Genomic DNA, 15,831 nt, shown 5'->3' with positions numbered 1-15,831 from the left:
GCGACAACACTCCTGTTCGTCCGACCTTCAGGCGGTTTCACATCCTTGTGAAGCCTGCGGTCAGTCGATACGTTTGGCGGACTTGATATAGACCGGATCGGCCGGTACGTCGCGCATGCCTTTTTTGATGGTGGTCGGCGAGTTGACGATCTGATCGACCACTTCCATGCCTTTGGTCACCTTGCCGAATACGGCATAACCGGCGTCGCGGCCTGGGTTGAGGAAGTCGTTGTCGGCGACGTTGATGAAGAACTGGCTGGTGGCCGAGTTCGGGTTGGACGTGCGCGCCATCGACAGGGTGCCGCGGGTGTTCTGCAGGCCGTTGCTGGCCTCGTTCTTGATCGGGGCCTTGGTATCTTTTTGCACCATCTGGTCAGTGAACCCACCGCCCTGGACCATGAACCCCGGGATCACGCGGTGGAAGATGGTGTTGTTGTAGAAGCCGCTGTCGACGTACTCCAGGAAGTTCTTGGTACTGAGCGGTGCCTTCTCGGCGTTCAGCTCGATTTCGACCTGGCCGAAGCTGGTGTCCAGCATGACGTGCGGGGTCTTGTCGGACGCCATGACACTGGTGGCAAAGGCGACCGAGCAGGCGGTGAGCAGGAGTTTTTTCAGCATGGGCTCAAAGATCCTTGAGAGGTGGAAGCGGCTGCGAGGAACTGCAGCAGGGTCTGGTTGAAGACCTCGGGTTGATCGAGGGGTGTAGCGTGCCGGGAATCGTCGACGACGACCAGCCTGGCGTTGGGTATGAGGGCGACGTAGCGCTGTTTCAGTTGTATCGGCGTGTAATCGTGGTCGGCGGCGATCACCAGGGTAGGACAGTGAATCTGCCCGATGCGTTCCTGCACGCCCCAGTCGACGATGGCGTCGAAGCTTTTCAGGTAGGCGCGCTTGTCGTTGCGCGCCCAGCGCTGGGCCATCTTCTGTCGCAGGTCTGCTTGTTGTGGTTTGGGGAACAGCCGCTCGGCCAGCCCCTTGCCGACGGTTTCGACACTGAGGATGCGCGCCAGGCTCCAGCGCTTGAGCCACCACGCCCAGTCACTGCGGGTGCGGCGCTTGACCTCAGGGGCGCTGTTGACGATGCACAGGCTGCGCAACCATTGAGGGTGGTCGACGGCAAACTGGAAGCCGACCATGCCGCCCATGGACAAGCCGACGAAGTGCACCGGGCCTGTGTGCAAGTGTTCGAGCAGGGCCAGCAGGTCGGCACTAAAGGTGGCGATCTGGTAACCGTCAGCGGGTTTGTCGGAGCGACCGTGGCCGCGGATGTCCATGAGTATCACCCGGTAGTGGCGGCTGAGCAGCGGCACCTGCAACTCCCAATCCTGGCAGCTGGAGCCCAGGCCGTGCAGCAACACCAGGGGTTCGCCCTGGCCATATTCCTCGTAATGCAGTGTGCATCCTTCGTGTTCGAAATAGGCCATGGGCGCGGTCCTCTCAGGCTTGTGGGGGGGCTGCGAAGGGCACGTCCAGTGGCGCGGTGTCGAAATTGCGCAGCAGGTCGATGAGAATCTGCGTGGCCGGGCCCAGGGTCTTCTCTTTGCTCGAATAAAGGTAGAACAGTGGATGGCGGCTGCCACCCTGATCCAGCGGCAATGGCTTGAGCACGCCTTCGCGCAGTTCGCGCTCGATCATGTGACGGGGCAGCCAGGCAAAACCCAGGCCGCTGCTGACGAAGGTGGCGGCGGTGCCCAAGCTGCCGACGGTCCAGCGCTGCTCGGCGCCCAGCCAGCCGACGTCGCGCGGTTGGGCGCGGCCAGAGTCGCGGATCACCACCTGCAGCTGGCTTTCCAGGTCCTGGAAGGTCAGTTCGCGTCCCAGGCGGTGCAGGCTGTGCTCGGGGTGGGCGACGGCGATGAACTCCACTGCGCTCAATTCGGCGCCCAGGTAGCCGCCGATGCTGTAGCTGCTGATGGCCAGGTCGGCGATGCCTTCGTGCATCACTTCCTCCACGCCAGACAGCACTTCTTCACGCAGGCGTACCCGGCAGCCGCGGCTTTGTGGCATGAATGCAGCCAGCGCGCGTACCAGACGGGCGCTGGGGTAGGCGGCATCGACCACCAGGCGCACCTCGGCTTCCCAGCCTTGTTCCATGTGGTGGGCCAGGTCTTCGAGCTGGCTGGCCTGCTTGACCAGGTGGCGCGAGCGGCGCAGCAGCACATTGCCGGCCTCGGTCAGCACCGCCTTGCGGCCATCGATGCGCAACAGCGGGACGCCCAGTTGCTCCTGCATGCGGGCCACGGTGTAGCTGACCGATGACTGCGAGCGGTGCAAGGCCTCGGCGGCCTGGGCAAACCCGCCGTGATCGACCACTGCTTGCAGGGTTCGCCACTGGTCAAGGGTTACGCGCGGCGCTTTCATCTTTCGCTCCTGTTGTCCTAAGCTGCGCTCTTTCAAGGAGAGCGGCCCATGAAGAAATGTTGTGCGGCAATACTGATGTGCCTGCCCCTCGGGGCCATGGCTTATCCCATCGATGTGGAGAAGGAGCTGACCGGGGTCAAGCTCGACTACACCGCCTATGACACGGCCTATGACATTGGCGCCATCACCCTCAACAACTATGGGCAGGTCCCGGCGGCGTGCAAGGTGACCTTCCGCAATGGCCCGGAGGCACCGCGGGTACGCCGTGTGAACGTACCGGCAGGTAAAAGCGTCGATGTCACTGCCAAATTCAATCGGCAAATCATCAAACTGCGGATCGCCTTGAACTGCAGTGCGGAATAAACTGATTAATCGATAGATTGGACCCACTTTTTACGCTTTTTTATCGATAGGTCAAGCCTTAATCTCACCTCCATCGAATCGCACCCTTTTTTGCCGATGGAGGCACCCCATGTCCCGCGTACTGATCATCGAAAGCAGCGCCCGCCAGCAGGATTCCGTTTCCCGTCAGCTGACCAAGGACTTCATCCAGCAATGGCAGGCTGCCCACCCGGCCGATCAGATCACTGTGCGCGACCTGGCAGTAAGCCCGGTACCCCACCTGGACACGAACCTGCTGGGCGGCTGGATGAAGCCCGAAGAACAGCGCAGCGCCGCCGAACTGGAGGCCCTGGCCCGTTCCAACGAACTGACGGATGAGTTGTTGGCTGCCGACGTACTGGTGATGGCTGCGCCCATGTACAACTTCACCATCCCCAGCACCCTGAAAGCCTGGCTGGACCATGTGCTGCGTGCCGGCATCACCTTCAAATACACCCCGACCGGCCCGCAAGGCCTGCTGACCGGCAAGCGCGCCATCGTCCTGACTGCCCGCGGCGGCATCCATGCGGGTGCCAGCAGTGACCATCAGGAACCGTACTTGCGCCAGGTCATGGCTTTCATCGGCATCCACGATGTCGACTTCATCCATGCCGAAGGCCTGAACATGAGCGGCGAGTTCCACGAGAAGGGCGTCAACCAGGCCAAGGCCAAGCTGGCGGCGGTGGCCTGAGGGTTCACGAATTCCCAAACCTGACACCTGTTTTTGCTCCTTTGGGTGTACCTGCCCGGCTTGTATGGCCGGGCTTTTTTTATGCCTGGGGTTTTTAGGTCGCCAGTGCCGGCCTTTTCGCGGGTAAACCCGCTCCTACAAAGGCCATTGCAGATAACTGCGCGCAGGCGAGCCGCGAAGAGGCCGGTACAGCCCCTACATTCCTCATGGTTGAACTCATTCGCTGCAACCCGCTAAGGTCGCGGCCTTGATTCACGAGAGGCAACCATGGGCTACCTGATAATCGTCGCGCTGATCCAGGCGTTTTCCTTCAGCTTGATCGGCGAGTACCTGGCCGGGCACGTCGACAGCTATTTCGCAGTGCTCGCCAGGGTGCTGCTGGCCGGCCTGGTGTTCCTGCCGCTGACCCGCTGGCGCCAGGTCGAGCCACGCTTCATGCGTTCCATGCTGCTGATTGGCGCGCTGCAGTACGGCATCACCTATGTCTGCCTGTACCTGAGCTTCCGCGTGCTTACCGTACCGGAGGTGCTGCTGTTCACGATCCTCACGCCGCTACACGTGACCTTGATCGAAGATGCCCTGAACCGGCGCTTCAACGCTTGGGCGCTAGTGGCCGCGCTGGTCGCCGTGGCCGGTGCTGCCGTGATCCGCTTCGACAGCATCAGCGGCGAGTTTTTCATCGGCTTCCTGCTGCTGCAACTGGCCAACTTCACCTACGCTGCCGGCCAGGTGCTGTACCGTCACCTGGTCGCTCGCCACCCCAGCGACCTGCCACACTACGCCCGCTTCGGTTACTTCTACCTCGGTGCCTTGCTGGTGGTGCTGCCGGCCTTCCTGCTGTTCGGCAATACCCAGCACTTGCCGAGCACTGACGTGCAATGGCTGGTGCTGTTGTTCCTGGGGCTGTGTCCGACGGCGCTGGGGCTGTACTGGTGGAACAAAGGTGCATGCCTGGTTTCTGGCGGTACGCTGGCGGTGATGAACAACCTGCATGTGCCGGTGGGGCTGCTGCTGAACCTGTTGATCTGGAACCAGCACGAGCCGCTGGGGCGGCTGTTCATCGGCGGGGGGATCATCCTGGCGTCGGTGTGGCTGAGCCGCCTGGGTGGGCGCGCACAGGCGCCGCTGGCCGGCAAGGCCTGACTCGCCCTTTGATCCGGGGGCTGCAAGGCAGCCCCGGCAATCTCAAGCCTCGCTCATATCTTCAATGCGACGCGGCATCGGCTCTGCCGCCGTGCGCCCGGCCAACCCCACGCGCATGTCATTGCCACTCGGCTGCTGATACAGGCTCAAGCCGAACTCCGGCAACACCGCCAGCAGGTAGTCGAAGATATCCCCCTGGATCCGTTCGTAATCCGCCCATACCGTCGTGGTAGTGAAGCAGTAGAAACATTGCTGTGAACACGCTGAAAAAAGCGCGCTGGCTTTACACATTTGTTTTTGAATGCAATCTCCATGGGAGCTGAAGTTTAGCGTCTATGCCTGGCCTCAATAACCACAATGTTTTTTGCCGCCGAATCTAGAATAGCATTGAAGCGGCTAATGTTATCTAAATCTAAGTTGGCATCCCATTCGTCTAACATTACGATTGGCGGTGGTGCGGACAAAACTTTCTCAATTTGTAACAGCCTTCGCTCACCCGTGGAGAGGTTGTTTTCCAGCTTAATAAATTGCGCCTCGGGCGTCATCAGGAGAGCGTCATGCACAGCAGCTTTAATTCGTTTAAGGTAGGAGGATTTTCCTGATCCATTATTTCCGCTAAGTAGATAACGACCCACTGTTGTTGAACCGTTTTTTAGTTGGTCTAACAGTTCGGAAGGCGTAATGCTCTGAGAGGAGATGCATTCTTCAATCTTGATGTTGCTCAAGTTCATGGAGGAAAGTTTTTCATGCTTTTCAAGTTCGGAAACGAAACGGTAAAGATTTCTCATTTTAGTGCGAATCAAGAGGAGTTGACTAAAATAAATACTCAAGGAGTGAATGTTCCCGAATACCTGCAGGCTTCTTGGTAGCATTGCCACCAAAGCGCCTACGTTTGCAGCAGTAATGATGTTTGGAGTCTGAATGGTCGCGGCTATAATAATGGTTGCAAGAGCAATAGGCAAACATGCAATGAACTGTTCTAGTAAAACGTATCTATTTACTTCGCCAAAATACGAGCGCGCTTTTTTTTCTAAAGACTCAAAGCTATCTGCTTTCATTTTTCGGCTGCCTAAGGTCGCTGAGTCCCAAGTGAGTTCAATGGACAATAGCGCATCAAGTCGCTTTCGCTGCATGTTTCCGGCAGTATGCTTGATTCTGTTTTTTAAGATGCTCACTAATGCGGCAGATATTAAAAGTGAGATCGAAATGGCTATCGTAATCTCTAGGCCGGTCGTGAAATAAAACACAGCTAGCGTCATGATCACATTCAGGCATGTCGATATTAACCCAACGTAAAAACCACAAGCATGTGTAATAGTAGAAGACGCCTCCCCGCTGATCCACTGCGCTAGACTTTTTTTGTTTTTATCTGATGCGTATCGCATGTCACTAGAGGCTTCACGTAGCACAGACTTCGTGTATTTAAGCCATGTGGCGTTTGCCGCTTTAGTAACATAGATTGAAGACATGGAGCTCACAATATACGCAGCAAGCGCAAATCCAAAAAAAAGAGAAATGTAGCGTAAAATCAGCGTTAAATTACCATCGGCTAGCGTAGCCCCGGCCTTGGCAATGAAGTACGTGGAAAACGCAAGTAAGGTTTGCTGTGCAACAGCAAAAAAAATAGCAAGAACAAAGCTTCTATCTTTCATGCTCAATTAATTCCTAATGCGAGCAAGGCACATAAAGCAACCGAGGCGCTCAACATGACTAAGGCTACAGTATTTTTCATTCTGGTTTTTGCGTAAGCGTTCCTCAAAGCTTTTGCTTGAGCGAGCTGCTTGCCTGTGAAGCCCTTGCCATCATGGGGGCTGAATTTATTTATGAACGAGTCCAAAAACCCTATCTTTTGTTTGATGTTATAGTGATCAGGATTGAGAAATAATAAATCCTGGGACGTGAGATCTCTAAGCACCAACGTGGGGGTGGTAGTTCTAAGGGGGAAATAGCTATTGGAATGCAAGCTTGGAGCTGGGCTGTCTTTGTATAGTGCGCCTATCATTAACTCGCTTTTTATACAAATCGGCTTCGCCTCGATGTGTATGCGAAGAAGGCGGCTAATATCTAGATCTGGCTCAAAGAGAATTATAATGGCGCCCGGGGTTTTTCTTGCTCGCGCCTTATAGAATGTGATGCAGTTCTCAATCAGTGAGATAATTTCTTGATCTGATCGGCGCTTTTCAATGCAAGAAAAATAAATCTCATTTGACAGTAAAGCCTTTGGCATGAACGGGCACATTACCCCCTTTCTATAAGGATGGCGCCCAGGTAGAAAGGTTTCTAAATAAGGCTTGATATTGTTATAGGCTTCAATTACGAATTCGGGTGCCTCAGCGGGAGGTGGCTGCTGGATCGTCCATAAAAATGTCATATCTTCTTCCTTGAAGCAATGAAACCCCTTTCAACTTGGAAAGGGGTCTACTGTAGCCGATCAGTATCCTGACTCAAATTCAGTGAATTTGAGTTACAGGTAATCTAACTGCTTAGAGCTTGTTTACCAATTCCAGCCACCACTACCGCAGATATGAGCCCAACCTGGGGAGCATGGCGGATTAGCAAGGTTAAAAAGAGCAGATTTGAGTTTCTTGAGTAGGGTCTTTGGGCTTGCGTCGGCAAGCGTCATCCCCTTGTGCTCCGTTGTAAAAGCTTTAGACAAGGGATTTGAATAGTCGATTTTCATAAACACTCCATGTGAATGATAACTGAGTGCATTACGTAATGATGCGCATTCAGCATATAGGTGTTCAATCCGGTTTTTGGATCTTAAATTTCGATATATTTTTAATATTAAACATTTAAAGCATCAGAAAAATCGATATATAGTGGGGTGAGAGGTATTTTCTTGAAGCAAGCACGTTAGGAATAGTTGTAAGAATGCAGATGGATGAGCATCAACATGGGTTGCAATCAAGACGAATACGCCAATGACGTCACGTTCGATTCACGGCACTCAATTTCGGGGCAAGCGCTTGCTGAGAATGGCTGCGCGGGAGGAACTTTTTTATTCCTGGATTTTGTGGGAGCAGCCGAGCCCGCGAACACACCGGCCCAGCCCTGACATTCCTCATGAACCCGCTGGCCATTTCGGTGCTGGCGGGGGCTGGCTGAGCTGTGAGCGGGCTGGGGCTGGCCGAGCCGGTGCTGCATTTTCTTGACATGCTGGTGCTTGCCACCACGCCGTGCGGCCTTGGTATTGCAGGGTGCATTCCTGGCAGAAAGCGTGCGGGTGCGCAAGCCAGCTCGTGACCACTGGTGGGCTTGAAGCTGGTGGGGCAGCCGGCGCTGACCTGGGTGCTGGCATACAAGGTATTCAGCCTGCCGACCGGCACCGGGCCGTTCATGCTGGCGGAGAATTCCAACCTTGAGGCGGGGTTGATTTCGCGGATGATTCTGTTGTCCCCCATGGCCTCGCTGGTGACCTTGACGGGGTTGTTGTACCTGCTGGGTTATGCGGAGTAGCTGCCGGCCCATTCGCGGGTCAACCCGCTCCCACAGGATGGCAGCACGGCTGGTGCTGTAAGGTCCCTGTAGGAGCGGGTTGACCCGCGAACGGGCTGCAGGGCAGCCCCGGCAATCTCAAGCCTCGCTCATTTCTTCCAGGCGACGAGGCAATGGCTCTTGGGCTGAACGCCCCGCCAAACCCACGCGCATATCATTGCCACTCGGCTGCTGATACAGGCTCAAGCCGAACTCCGGCAACACCGCCAGCAGGTAGTCGAAGATATCCCCCTGGATGCGCTCGTAATCCGCCCACACCGTGGTGGTGGTGAAGCAGTAGATCTCCAGCGGCACGCCTTCGGCGGTGGTCTGCATCTGCCGCACCATGCAGGTCATGTTCGGGTGCACGTTGGGATGGTTCTTCAGATAGGCCAGGGCAAACGCGCGGAAGGTGCCGATGTTGGTCAGCTTGCGGCGGTTGGCCGACAGGTCCGCCACCGGCCCCAGCGCCTCGTTCCAGTTTTGCAGTTCCTGGCGCTTGCCCGCCAGGTAGTCACTCAGTAGCTGCACCTGGCTCAGGCGATGTTCTTCTTCGCGGGTGAGGAAGCGCACGCCGGCGGCGTCGATGAACAGGCTGCGCTTGATGCGCCGGCCACCGGACTGCTGCATGCCGCGGTAATTGCGGAATGACTCGCTCATCAGGCGCCAGGTGGGGATGGAAACGAGGGTCTTGTCGAAGTTCTGCACTTTCACCGTGTGCAAGGTGATGTCCACCACGTCGCCATCGGCGCCTACCTGCGGCATTTCGATCCAGTCCCCGACATGCAGCATGTCGTTGCTGGTCAGTTGCACGCTGGCGACGAATGACAGCAGGGTGTCCTTGTACACCAACAGCAGTACCGCCGACATCGCACCCAAGCCGGACAGCAGCAACAGCGGCGAGCGGTCGATCAGGGTGGCGACGATAATGATCGAGGCGAAGATCCACAACATCATCTTGGCCAGTTGCACGTAGCCCTTGATCGAGCGGGTGCGGGCGTGTTCGGTGCGGGCATAGATGTCGAGCAGGGCATCCAGCAGGCATGACAGCGCCATGGTCATGAACAACAGGGTAAAGGCCAGGGCGACATTGCCAAGAAAGTGCTGAGCGGTGTCGGACAGCTCAGGCACTAGCTTCAGGCCGAACTGCAGCACCAGGGACGGGGTCGTTTGTGCCAGGCGGTGGAACACCTTGTTGTGGCGCAGGTCGTCCAGCCACTTCAGTGCAGGCTGGCGGGCCAGCAGGCGCGCGCCGTGCAGTATCAGGAAGCGCGCCAGGCGGCCGACTGCCAGGGAGATGAGCAGCAGTACTGCCAGACCGATGGCAGCGTGCAGCATGGGATGTTGGTCGAGGGTGCCCCACAGGTCGAGGGAGTCACGCCAGATTCGTTGGATATCCATGGGCTTGCATACAGTCTTGTTGCGAAACGAAGCCGTATTAGAGCGCGGATAGCGACAAAGTTGCCAAAAGAAATTCGGCTAAGGCTGCAGAAAACGTTACCCTATGCAACTGAATTTCCCGCACTTGTCTGAGGTTACCTCCGTGTTCTCCCAATTCGCCCTGCATGAACGCCTGCTTAAAGCCGTGGCCGAGCTTAAATTTGTCGAGCCAACCCCGGTGCAGGCCGCGGCCATCCCCCTGGCCCTGCAAGGGCGGGATCTGCGTGTGACTGCGCAGACCGGCAGCGGCAAGACGGCGGCCTTCGTACTGCCACTGCTCAACCGTCTGGTCGACCTCAGCGGTCCGCGTGTCGAGATTCGCGCGTTGATCCTGCTGCCGACTCGTGAACTGGCCCAGCAAACCCTCAAGCAGGTGCAGCTGTTCTCGCAGTTCACCTACATCAAGTCGGGCCTGGTGACTGGCGGCGAAGACTTCAAGGAACAGGCCGCCATGCTGCGCAAGGTGCCCGACGTGCTGATCGGCACCCCGGGTCGCCTGCTCGAGCAGCTCAATGCCGGCAACCTCGACCTGTCCCACGTGCAGGTCCTGATCCTGGACGAAGCCGACCGCATGCTCGACATGGGCTTTGCCGAAGACATGGAGCGCCTGTGCAAAGAGTGCGAGAACCGCGAGCAGACCTTGCTGTTCTCGGCTACCACCGGTGGCGCGGCCCTGCGCGACATCATCGGCAAGGTGCTGAAAGACCCTGAGCACCTGATGCTCAACAGTGTCTCGCAACTGGCTGAAGGCACCCGCCAGCAGATCATCACCGCCGACCACGACCAGCATAAAGAGCAGATCGCGCAGTGGTTGCTGGCCAACGAAACCTTCGACAAGGCGATCATCTTCACCAACACCCGCGCCATGGCCGACCGCATCTACGGTCACCTGGTGGCCAAGGACGTGAAGGCTTTCGTGCTGCATGGCGAAAAGGACCAGAAGGACCGCAAGCTGGCCATCGAGCGCTTCAAGCAGGGCAGCTCCAAAGTGCTGGTGGCGACCGACGTGGCAGCCCGTGGCCTGGATATCGACGGCCTGGACCTGGTGATCAACTTCGACATGCCACGCAGCGGTGACGAGTACGTACACCGTGTGGGCCGTACCGGCCGTGCCGGTGGCGAAGGTCTGGCGATCTCGCTGATCACCCACAACGACTGGAACCTGATGTCGAGCATCGAGCGCTACCTCAAGCAGCAGTTCGAGCGCCGGGTCATCAAGGAAGTGAAGGGCACCTACAACGGGCCGAAGAAGGTCAAGGCCTCGGGCAAGGCGGCCGGCAGCAAGAAGAAAAAGGTCGAGAAGAAGACCGGCGACAAGAAAGCTGCCGCCAAGCGCAAGCCTACTGCCAAGCCGAAGGCCAACGCGCCTCTGGCCAGTGCAGATGGCCTGGCGCCACTGAAGAAGCGCAAGCCTGCTGCTGAATAAGACTCACGCAGGCCCTTTGCAGAAGCGACGCAAGTTCGCATCTGCGAAGGGCGTGCGCAGGCGACGAACGATCACTCCGCCTTTTTCTCTGCCTGCTTCAACTCCTTGATCCGCTGGTCGATCAGCTGACACTTGTCGGGCAAGTCCTTGCTCGCCGTCCCCAGATCCATCCCCTGAAGCTCATCATTGATCTCCTTGGCCTTTTGCGGGTTCTGCTCAGTCAACTGAGTGACCAGCCCGGCCAGCTCCTCACGTTTTTGCGTTGCTTCTTCAGGTGTGCAGGCCCAAGCGGGCAGGGCGCAAAGCAGGGCAGCGGCACAGGCTATGGGCAGTAGCGGTTTCATCCTTCCAACCTCCGGCGGTGGTGATGCCCGGTGGAGGGCTGTGGGGGCAGGGAAGTTCAGGGCTTGCGACCGATGGAAGATTTCTTTGGTGGCGGTAGTCCGTTTCTGAAACGCTCCCGTATCCCTCCAGCGCCGTTGAGCAGCACGCTACATCGCTCTAGTCTCGAAGGAAAAGAGGGGGTATTGTATGTACAGCTGTAAATACAGGTCGTCCCATGTTCTTTGAATGGGACGAAGGGAAAAACCAGAGCAATATCCGCAAGCACGGCATCGACTTTGCCGACGTTCCTGACATGTTCAACCATCCCATGCTGATCCGGCGTGATGAGGATGTGGAATGTTCTGAAGAACGTTGGGTCAGCCTAGGATGGCTAAAGGCGCTGATAGGTGTCGTCGTGTACACGGAGAGGCGGGGTGAGGTGATACGCATCATTTCTGCAAGAAAAGCCACCAAACGGGAGGCCAGGTACTATGACCAAATCATCGAGAACTGACTGGAGCCGCCTGGCCCGACAGGACGACAAGGATATCGACACATCAGATATCCCTGAACTGGACCAGGACTTTTTCCGCCAGGCCGAGCTGCGCGTTCCCGCCAAGCAGACGGTGACCATTCGACTGGACTCAGATGTCCTCGCCTGGTTCAAGGAGCAGGGCAGCGGCTACCAGACCCGCATCAATCAGTTGCTGCGCCAATACATGCAAGCGCAACAACGCCAGCGCTAAGCGCTTCGGAACGCTTGGCAACCTTGGCGGGTCCCAACCTGTGTACCCCTTTCGTCCACAGCAGGAGCCCGTAGCCATGAGCATCGCCTACGACTGGGACCTGATCGAACGCTTGCTGCACGAAGTGCAGAATGGCGCCGGTCACAGCTTCACACCCCGCCCATATGCCGAACAGCATGCTGCTGCACTGGCCGCCAAGGGTGAGCCGGTGGGTGACGTGGATCACCTGAAAACCCGTGCATGCGAGTATGAAAAGCTGCTATTTGAGCGCGGATTCATTGAATGCCGGCCTGAAGAGGACGGCGGCAATGGCGAAAACTTCGTCCTGACCGAACGCGGCTCGCGCTTGATGAGCCTGATCGACAGCAGCATCCCCGGCTTCGAGCACCCGCGCCAGGTGCTGGATGAGCAGGAAGATGCGCTGGACGAAACGACGTTCGAACAGGTATCTGCGAAGGCACAGATTGCTTGAGGTCGTTTTAAGGCTGGCAAGTGCAGCGTTCAAAACCCGATAATCGGTAGCTTCTGAACGCTGCCGAGCCTTGCCCATGCCTACGACCACCCCAGAGGCCCGCTTATGAGCGCGGTCCGCAAGAACCCTGACGCCTTTGCCTTCCAGGTAATGCTGGGCCTTTGCCTGATCTGGGGCTGCCAGCAGGTACTGATCAAGACCGCCGCCGTCGACATCGCGCCGGTGATGCAGGCAGCACTGCGCAATGGCATTGCCGCTGTGCTGGTAGGCCTGATGCTGTGCTGGCGGGGTGGCTGGGAGCAGGTCGGCACCACCTGGCGCGCAGGGTTGGTGGCGGGCGGGCTGTTCGGGGTGGAGTTTCTGTTCATTGCCGAAGGGCTGAAACTGACCTCGGCGGCGCACATGTCGGTGTTCCTCTATACCGCGCCGGTATTTACCGCCTTGGGCCTGCATTTTCGTCTACCCAGTGAACGCTTGCGGCTGCTGCAGTGGCTGGGCATTCTGCTGGCCTTCGGCGGCATTGCCATGGCCTTTGCCGGTGGCACTTCGTTCGAGCACATGGACAGCCGCACCTTGCTGGGAGATGCCTTTGGCGTGATCGCCGGGCTGGCCTGGGGCGCGACCACGGTGGTGGTGCGTTGTTCACGGCTATCGGAGGCGCCGGCGACCTTGACCCTGTTCTATCAGCTGGCGGTCGGTTTTGCCGGGCTGCTGCTGATCGCCCTGCTCAGCGGGCAGATCAGCGCGGTGTCGCTGACGCCGCTGGCGATGGGCAGTGTATTGTTCCAGGGGATTGTGGTGTCGTTCATCAGCTACCTCACCTGGTTCTGGTTGCTGCGCAAATACCTGGCGTCGAACCTCGCGGTGTTTTCCTTCATTACCCCATTGTTTGGGGTGACCTTTGGCGTTTTGCTGCTGGATGAGCCGCTCAGTGCGAATTTCGTGGTGGGCGCGTTGATGGTGTTGCTGGGTGTGATCCTGGTAAGTGCCGAGCCTTGGGTGAAACAACAATTGCGGCGGTTGGTAGGGTGATGGATAGTCTGTACCGGCCCCTTCGCGGGCGGCCGGAACAGGCTACATCGACTCAGGATGCAGCCTTGGCCTGACAGGCGCTTCCCTGCTGTGCGTTACCCGGCAACTGGACCAGTACGCCCGCCACCGCCAACCCGCCCGCCGCCAGCATCAATGCCGGTTGCAGCCCGCCACTGTAATGGCTGCTGAGCGCCGCCAGCAGCGGCCCACTCAACTGCCCCAAGGCAAAGCACGCGGTCAGCAGCCCGGCATTGCGCTGTGTGGCATGTGGCGCCAACTCGCGCGAGCGCTGCATGACCAGTTGCATGCAGGCCAGGAACGGCCCGCCACACAGCGCAACACCCAGCACCAGCCCGATACCCCCACCCATCAGACAGGCCAGCACACCCAGCCCTTGCAACCACAGGGTGGTGGTCAACCAGGTCGAGGTGCGGCCACCACGGCGCACGCTCACCAGCAAAACACCCAGCGCCGCCGCCAGGCCAAACGCCGGCCAGAACAGGTCAGCCAGCCACTGCCCGCGAAACTGCTGATTGGCCATCTGTGACAGAAAGGTGGCTGGCAGGATGTAGCCCATGCCATACAAGCCATACACCAACCCCAGGCGGCCAATGCCGACACTGTGCGTCGGGCCTTGTCGCACTGGCGGCCGAGCCGGTGCCGCTTGCAGTGCCCGTGGCAACCACGGCCGTACGGCCAGCAGCATCACCAAGGCAGCCACGGCATAGATCAGCCACAGTGCAGCCGAGCCCAACCCCTGCACATGCGCGGCCAGTGCCAGTAGCCCGGTCACGGCAATACCCAGGCCGGGTCCGGCGAAAACCAGCGCTCCCAGGCGCTGGCGGTTGTGGGCAGTGGCTACTTGCTGGCTGAGGCTGGTGATCATCACCAGCACCCAGGCGCTGGCTACGCCTGTGCCGAAGCGCAGCAGCAGGTGGCCCCAAAAGCCGTTGGCAGCCCAGGAGGCCAGGGTCAGCAGCACACACAGCCACAGCCCCCCGTGCAGGCGCAGCCGTACCTGGCCTGGCGAGCGGGCGAACATGGCGTCCACCGCACCCACGAAATAGCCCAGGTAATTGGCCGCCGCGACCAGCCCGGCGACTGTCAGGTCGAACTGGCCTTCGGCAATCAGTTGTGGCAGTTGCGGGGTGAGGGCGAAACGACCGATGCCCATGGCCATCATCAGCGCCACGGCGCTGGCGAGCAGTTGAATGAGTGGCGACATGACAGGTCTCCTGCGCGGATGTAAGTGATGGCTGGCAGGTTAGGGTGCTTTTATTTTCAATAAAATTGAATAATGATGATCAAGTTGTTCTGTTTTGGAGAATGCCGTGGAATTCAGCCAACTGCGTATCTTTCAGGCCGTGGCCGAGGAAGGCTCGGTTACCCGCGCCGCAGAGCGCCTGCACCGGGTGCCATCAAACCTCTCCACGCGCCTGCGCCAACTCGAGGAGCAACTGGGCGTCGAACTGTTCCTGCGCGAACGTCAGCGCCTGCAACTGTCGCCCGCAGGCAAGGTGCTGCTGGACTATGCCAACCGTATGTCCGCCTTGCGCGACGAAGCGCTGGGCGCCGTGCGTGGCGGTCAGCCGGCTGGGGACTTCGTGCTGGGGACCATGTACAGCACGGCGGCGACCCACTTGCCGGCGTTGCTGGCGCGCTATCACCAGGCTTACCCACAGGTGAACCTGCAAGTGCGTGCAGCACCCAGCGGCGAGTTGCTTGAAGGACTGTTGAACCACTCCCTGGATGCTGCTCTTGTGGACGGGCCACCGAGCCTTGCCGGGCTGGATGGCGTGCCGCTGTGCGATGAGCAACTGGTACTGATCACCAGCCCCGAGCACCCGGCGGTCCTCACCGCCAAGGACGTGGCGGGCAAGGCGGTGTTCACCTTCCGCCAGGGCTGCTCGTACCGCATGCGCCTGGAGGCCTGGTATGCCCATGCCCATACGCCGATGGGGCGGGTGATGGAGATCGAGTCGTACCAGAGCATGCTGGCCTGTGTGATCGCGGGTGCGGGTGTGGCGATGATGGCCCAGTCGATGCTCGACAGCCTGCCTGGACGTGATCGGGTGAGGGTGCACCCGCTGCAGGCACCTTTCGATCAGGCGGTCACCTGGCTGATGTGGCGCCAGGGTATGCGCGGGGCTAATCTGCAGGCATGGATCGACCTGCAACAAAGCGAAACGATTAACCAGTCGTCGGAATGCGCCGCCACGGCTTGATCCGAGTCAAAATCGCCCTTATCTGTAGGAACAGAGGCATGCGTAATACAGGACATAGGGCTATGATCTGTATGAAACATTGCAGGATTGATTTGCCGTGAGGCTGACCCGTC

The 15,831-nt window shown here is 58.6% G+C and carries 19 protein-coding genes and 1 pseudogene; 10 read left to right on the top strand and 10 right to left on the bottom strand.

The genetic code is table 11. From position 1 onward, the window contains the following. Positions 1 to 60: 60 nt before the first annotated feature. From BJQ17_RS18890 to BJQ17_RS18880, 3 genes are read right to left on the bottom strand one after another with little or no spacing between them, the layout of a single operon-like run. Positions 61 to 618 carry a peptidylprolyl isomerase gene (locus BJQ17_RS18890; protein WP_070096456.1) on the bottom strand — a complete coding sequence of 186 codons (558 nt, stop codon included), beginning with the start codon at positions 616 to 618 and terminating at the stop codon, positions 61 to 63. Beyond that, positions 612 to 1,424 carry an alpha/beta fold hydrolase gene (locus BJQ17_RS18885; protein WP_060538492.1) on the bottom strand — a complete coding sequence of 271 codons (813 nt, stop codon included), beginning with the start codon at positions 1,422 to 1,424 and terminating at the stop codon, positions 612 to 614. Before BJQ17_RS18885 ends, BJQ17_RS18890 begins: the two co-directional genes overlap by 7 nt. A 13-nt stretch (positions 1,425 to 1,437) precedes the next feature. Continuing rightward, positions 1,438 to 2,361: a LysR family transcriptional regulator gene (locus BJQ17_RS18880; RefSeq protein WP_003254610.1), complete on the bottom strand. Its 924-nt coding sequence runs from the start codon at positions 2,359 to 2,361 to the stop codon at positions 1,438 to 1,440. 48 nt (positions 2,362 to 2,409) lie between these two features. Between BJQ17_RS18880 and BJQ17_RS18875 the strand changes: the two genes are divergently transcribed. From BJQ17_RS18875 to BJQ17_RS18865, 3 genes are all read left to right on the top strand, one after another. Beyond that, complete coding sequence (locus tag BJQ17_RS18875; RefSeq protein WP_012051530.1) at positions 2,410 to 2,724, top strand: hypothetical protein; 315 nt, start codon at positions 2,410 to 2,412, stop codon at positions 2,722 to 2,724. Positions 2,725 to 2,833: 109 nt separating this feature from the next. Beyond that, complete coding sequence (locus BJQ17_RS18870) at positions 2,834 to 3,433, top strand: FMN-dependent NADH-azoreductase (protein WP_070096455.1); 600 nt, start codon at positions 2,834 to 2,836, stop codon at positions 3,431 to 3,433. A gap of 267 nt (positions 3,434 to 3,700) precedes the next feature. Next, the gene (locus BJQ17_RS18865) at positions 3,701 to 4,576 is read left to right on the top strand and encodes a carboxylate/amino acid/amine transporter (RefSeq protein WP_003254607.1); all 876 of its coding nucleotides are present in this window, start codon (positions 3,701 to 3,703) and stop codon (positions 4,574 to 4,576) included. A gap of 42 nt (positions 4,577 to 4,618) precedes the next feature. Here the strand turns inward: BJQ17_RS18865 and BJQ17_RS18860 are convergent. The 4 genes and pseudogenes from BJQ17_RS18860 to BJQ17_RS31250 form a co-directional block, all read right to left on the bottom strand. Beyond that, positions 4,619 to 4,819, bottom strand: a pseudogene (locus tag BJQ17_RS18860) (mechanosensitive ion channel family protein); the annotation flags it as partial. An 83-nt stretch (positions 4,820 to 4,902) separates the two neighbouring features. Continuing rightward, complete coding sequence (locus tag BJQ17_RS18855) at positions 4,903 to 6,228, bottom strand: ABC transporter ATP-binding protein (protein WP_070096454.1); 1,326 nt, start codon at positions 6,226 to 6,228, stop codon at positions 4,903 to 4,905. Between the two features lie 2 nt (positions 6,229 to 6,230). Next, positions 6,231 to 6,947 (bottom strand): DUF6875 domain-containing protein, encoded by a 717-nt coding sequence (locus BJQ17_RS18850; RefSeq protein ID WP_003254604.1) that lies wholly within the window; start codon positions 6,945 to 6,947, stop codon positions 6,231 to 6,233. A 123-nt stretch (positions 6,948 to 7,070) separates the two neighbouring features. Beyond that, positions 7,071 to 7,256: a hypothetical protein gene (locus tag BJQ17_RS31250; RefSeq protein WP_139139796.1), complete on the bottom strand. Its 186-nt coding sequence runs from the start codon at positions 7,254 to 7,256 to the stop codon at positions 7,071 to 7,073. Between the two features lie 572 nt (positions 7,257 to 7,828). On the opposite strand from BJQ17_RS31250, the gene BJQ17_RS32155 reads away from it, so the two are divergent. Beyond that, a complete protein-coding gene (locus BJQ17_RS32155) occupies positions 7,829 to 8,035 on the top strand; it encodes a hypothetical protein (RefSeq protein WP_232732571.1) in 207 nt (68 codons plus the stop codon). A gap of 117 nt (positions 8,036 to 8,152) precedes the next feature. Here the strand turns inward: BJQ17_RS32155 and BJQ17_RS18840 are convergent, their stop codons facing one another. Beyond that, positions 8,153 to 9,454 (bottom strand): mechanosensitive ion channel family protein, encoded by a 1,302-nt coding sequence (locus BJQ17_RS18840; protein WP_003254602.1) that lies wholly within the window; start codon positions 9,452 to 9,454, stop codon positions 8,153 to 8,155. A gap of 103 nt (positions 9,455 to 9,557) precedes the next feature. On the opposite strand from BJQ17_RS18840, the gene BJQ17_RS18835 reads away from it, so the two are divergent. Beyond that, entirely contained in the window at positions 9,558 to 10,919 is a 1,362-nt protein-coding gene (locus BJQ17_RS18835) for a DEAD/DEAH box helicase (RefSeq protein WP_012051553.1), read from the top strand. A gap of 71 nt (positions 10,920 to 10,990) precedes the next feature. Here BJQ17_RS18835 and BJQ17_RS18830 read toward each other — a convergent pair whose 3' ends face one another. Then, positions 10,991 to 11,263, bottom strand: coding sequence for a hypothetical protein (locus BJQ17_RS18830; RefSeq protein ID WP_003254599.1), 273 nt, complete (start codon positions 11,261 to 11,263; stop codon positions 10,991 to 10,993). A gap of 215 nt (positions 11,264 to 11,478) precedes the next feature. Between BJQ17_RS18830 and BJQ17_RS18825 the strand changes: the two genes are divergently transcribed. The 4 genes from BJQ17_RS18825 (at position 11,479) to BJQ17_RS18810 (ending at position 13,493) form a co-directional block, all read left to right on the top strand. Further along, a complete protein-coding gene (locus tag BJQ17_RS18825) occupies positions 11,479 to 11,757 on the top strand; it encodes a BrnT family toxin (protein WP_070096453.1) in 279 nt (92 codons plus the stop codon). Continuing rightward, the gene (locus BJQ17_RS18820; RefSeq protein ID WP_004576871.1) at positions 11,735 to 11,989 is read left to right on the top strand and encodes a BrnA antitoxin family protein; all 255 of its coding nucleotides are present in this window, start codon (positions 11,735 to 11,737) and stop codon (positions 11,987 to 11,989) included. Before BJQ17_RS18825 ends, BJQ17_RS18820 begins: the two co-directional genes overlap by 23 nt. Before the next feature lie 76 nt (positions 11,990 to 12,065). Then, positions 12,066 to 12,461: a hypothetical protein gene (locus BJQ17_RS18815; protein ID WP_003254595.1), complete on the top strand. Its 396-nt coding sequence runs from the start codon at positions 12,066 to 12,068 to the stop codon at positions 12,459 to 12,461. A 105-nt stretch (positions 12,462 to 12,566) separates the two neighbouring features. After that, entirely contained in the window at positions 12,567 to 13,493 is a 927-nt protein-coding gene (locus BJQ17_RS18810) for a DMT family transporter (RefSeq protein WP_070096452.1), read from the top strand. A 52-nt stretch (positions 13,494 to 13,545) separates the two neighbouring features. Here BJQ17_RS18810 and BJQ17_RS18805 read toward each other — a convergent pair whose 3' ends face one another. Then, positions 13,546 to 14,718, bottom strand: coding sequence for an MFS transporter (locus BJQ17_RS18805; protein WP_054888696.1), 1,173 nt, complete (start codon positions 14,716 to 14,718; stop codon positions 13,546 to 13,548). Between the two features lie 106 nt (positions 14,719 to 14,824). On the opposite strand from BJQ17_RS18805, the gene BJQ17_RS18800 reads away from it, so the two are divergent. Beyond that, positions 14,825 to 15,718: a LysR family transcriptional regulator gene (locus BJQ17_RS18800; protein ID WP_003254589.1), complete on the top strand. Its 894-nt coding sequence runs from the start codon at positions 14,825 to 14,827 to the stop codon at positions 15,716 to 15,718. The last annotated feature ends 113 nt before the right edge of the window (positions 15,719 to 15,831 follow it).

This window comes from Pseudomonas sp. NBRC 111139 (assembly GCF_001753955.1).
Taxonomy (GTDB): Bacteria; Pseudomonadota; Gammaproteobacteria; order Pseudomonadales; family Pseudomonadaceae; genus Aquipseudomonas; species Aquipseudomonas alloputida.
Note: the sequence above shows the minus strand (reverse complement) of the source record. Positions and strands in the feature narration are given on the sequence as shown.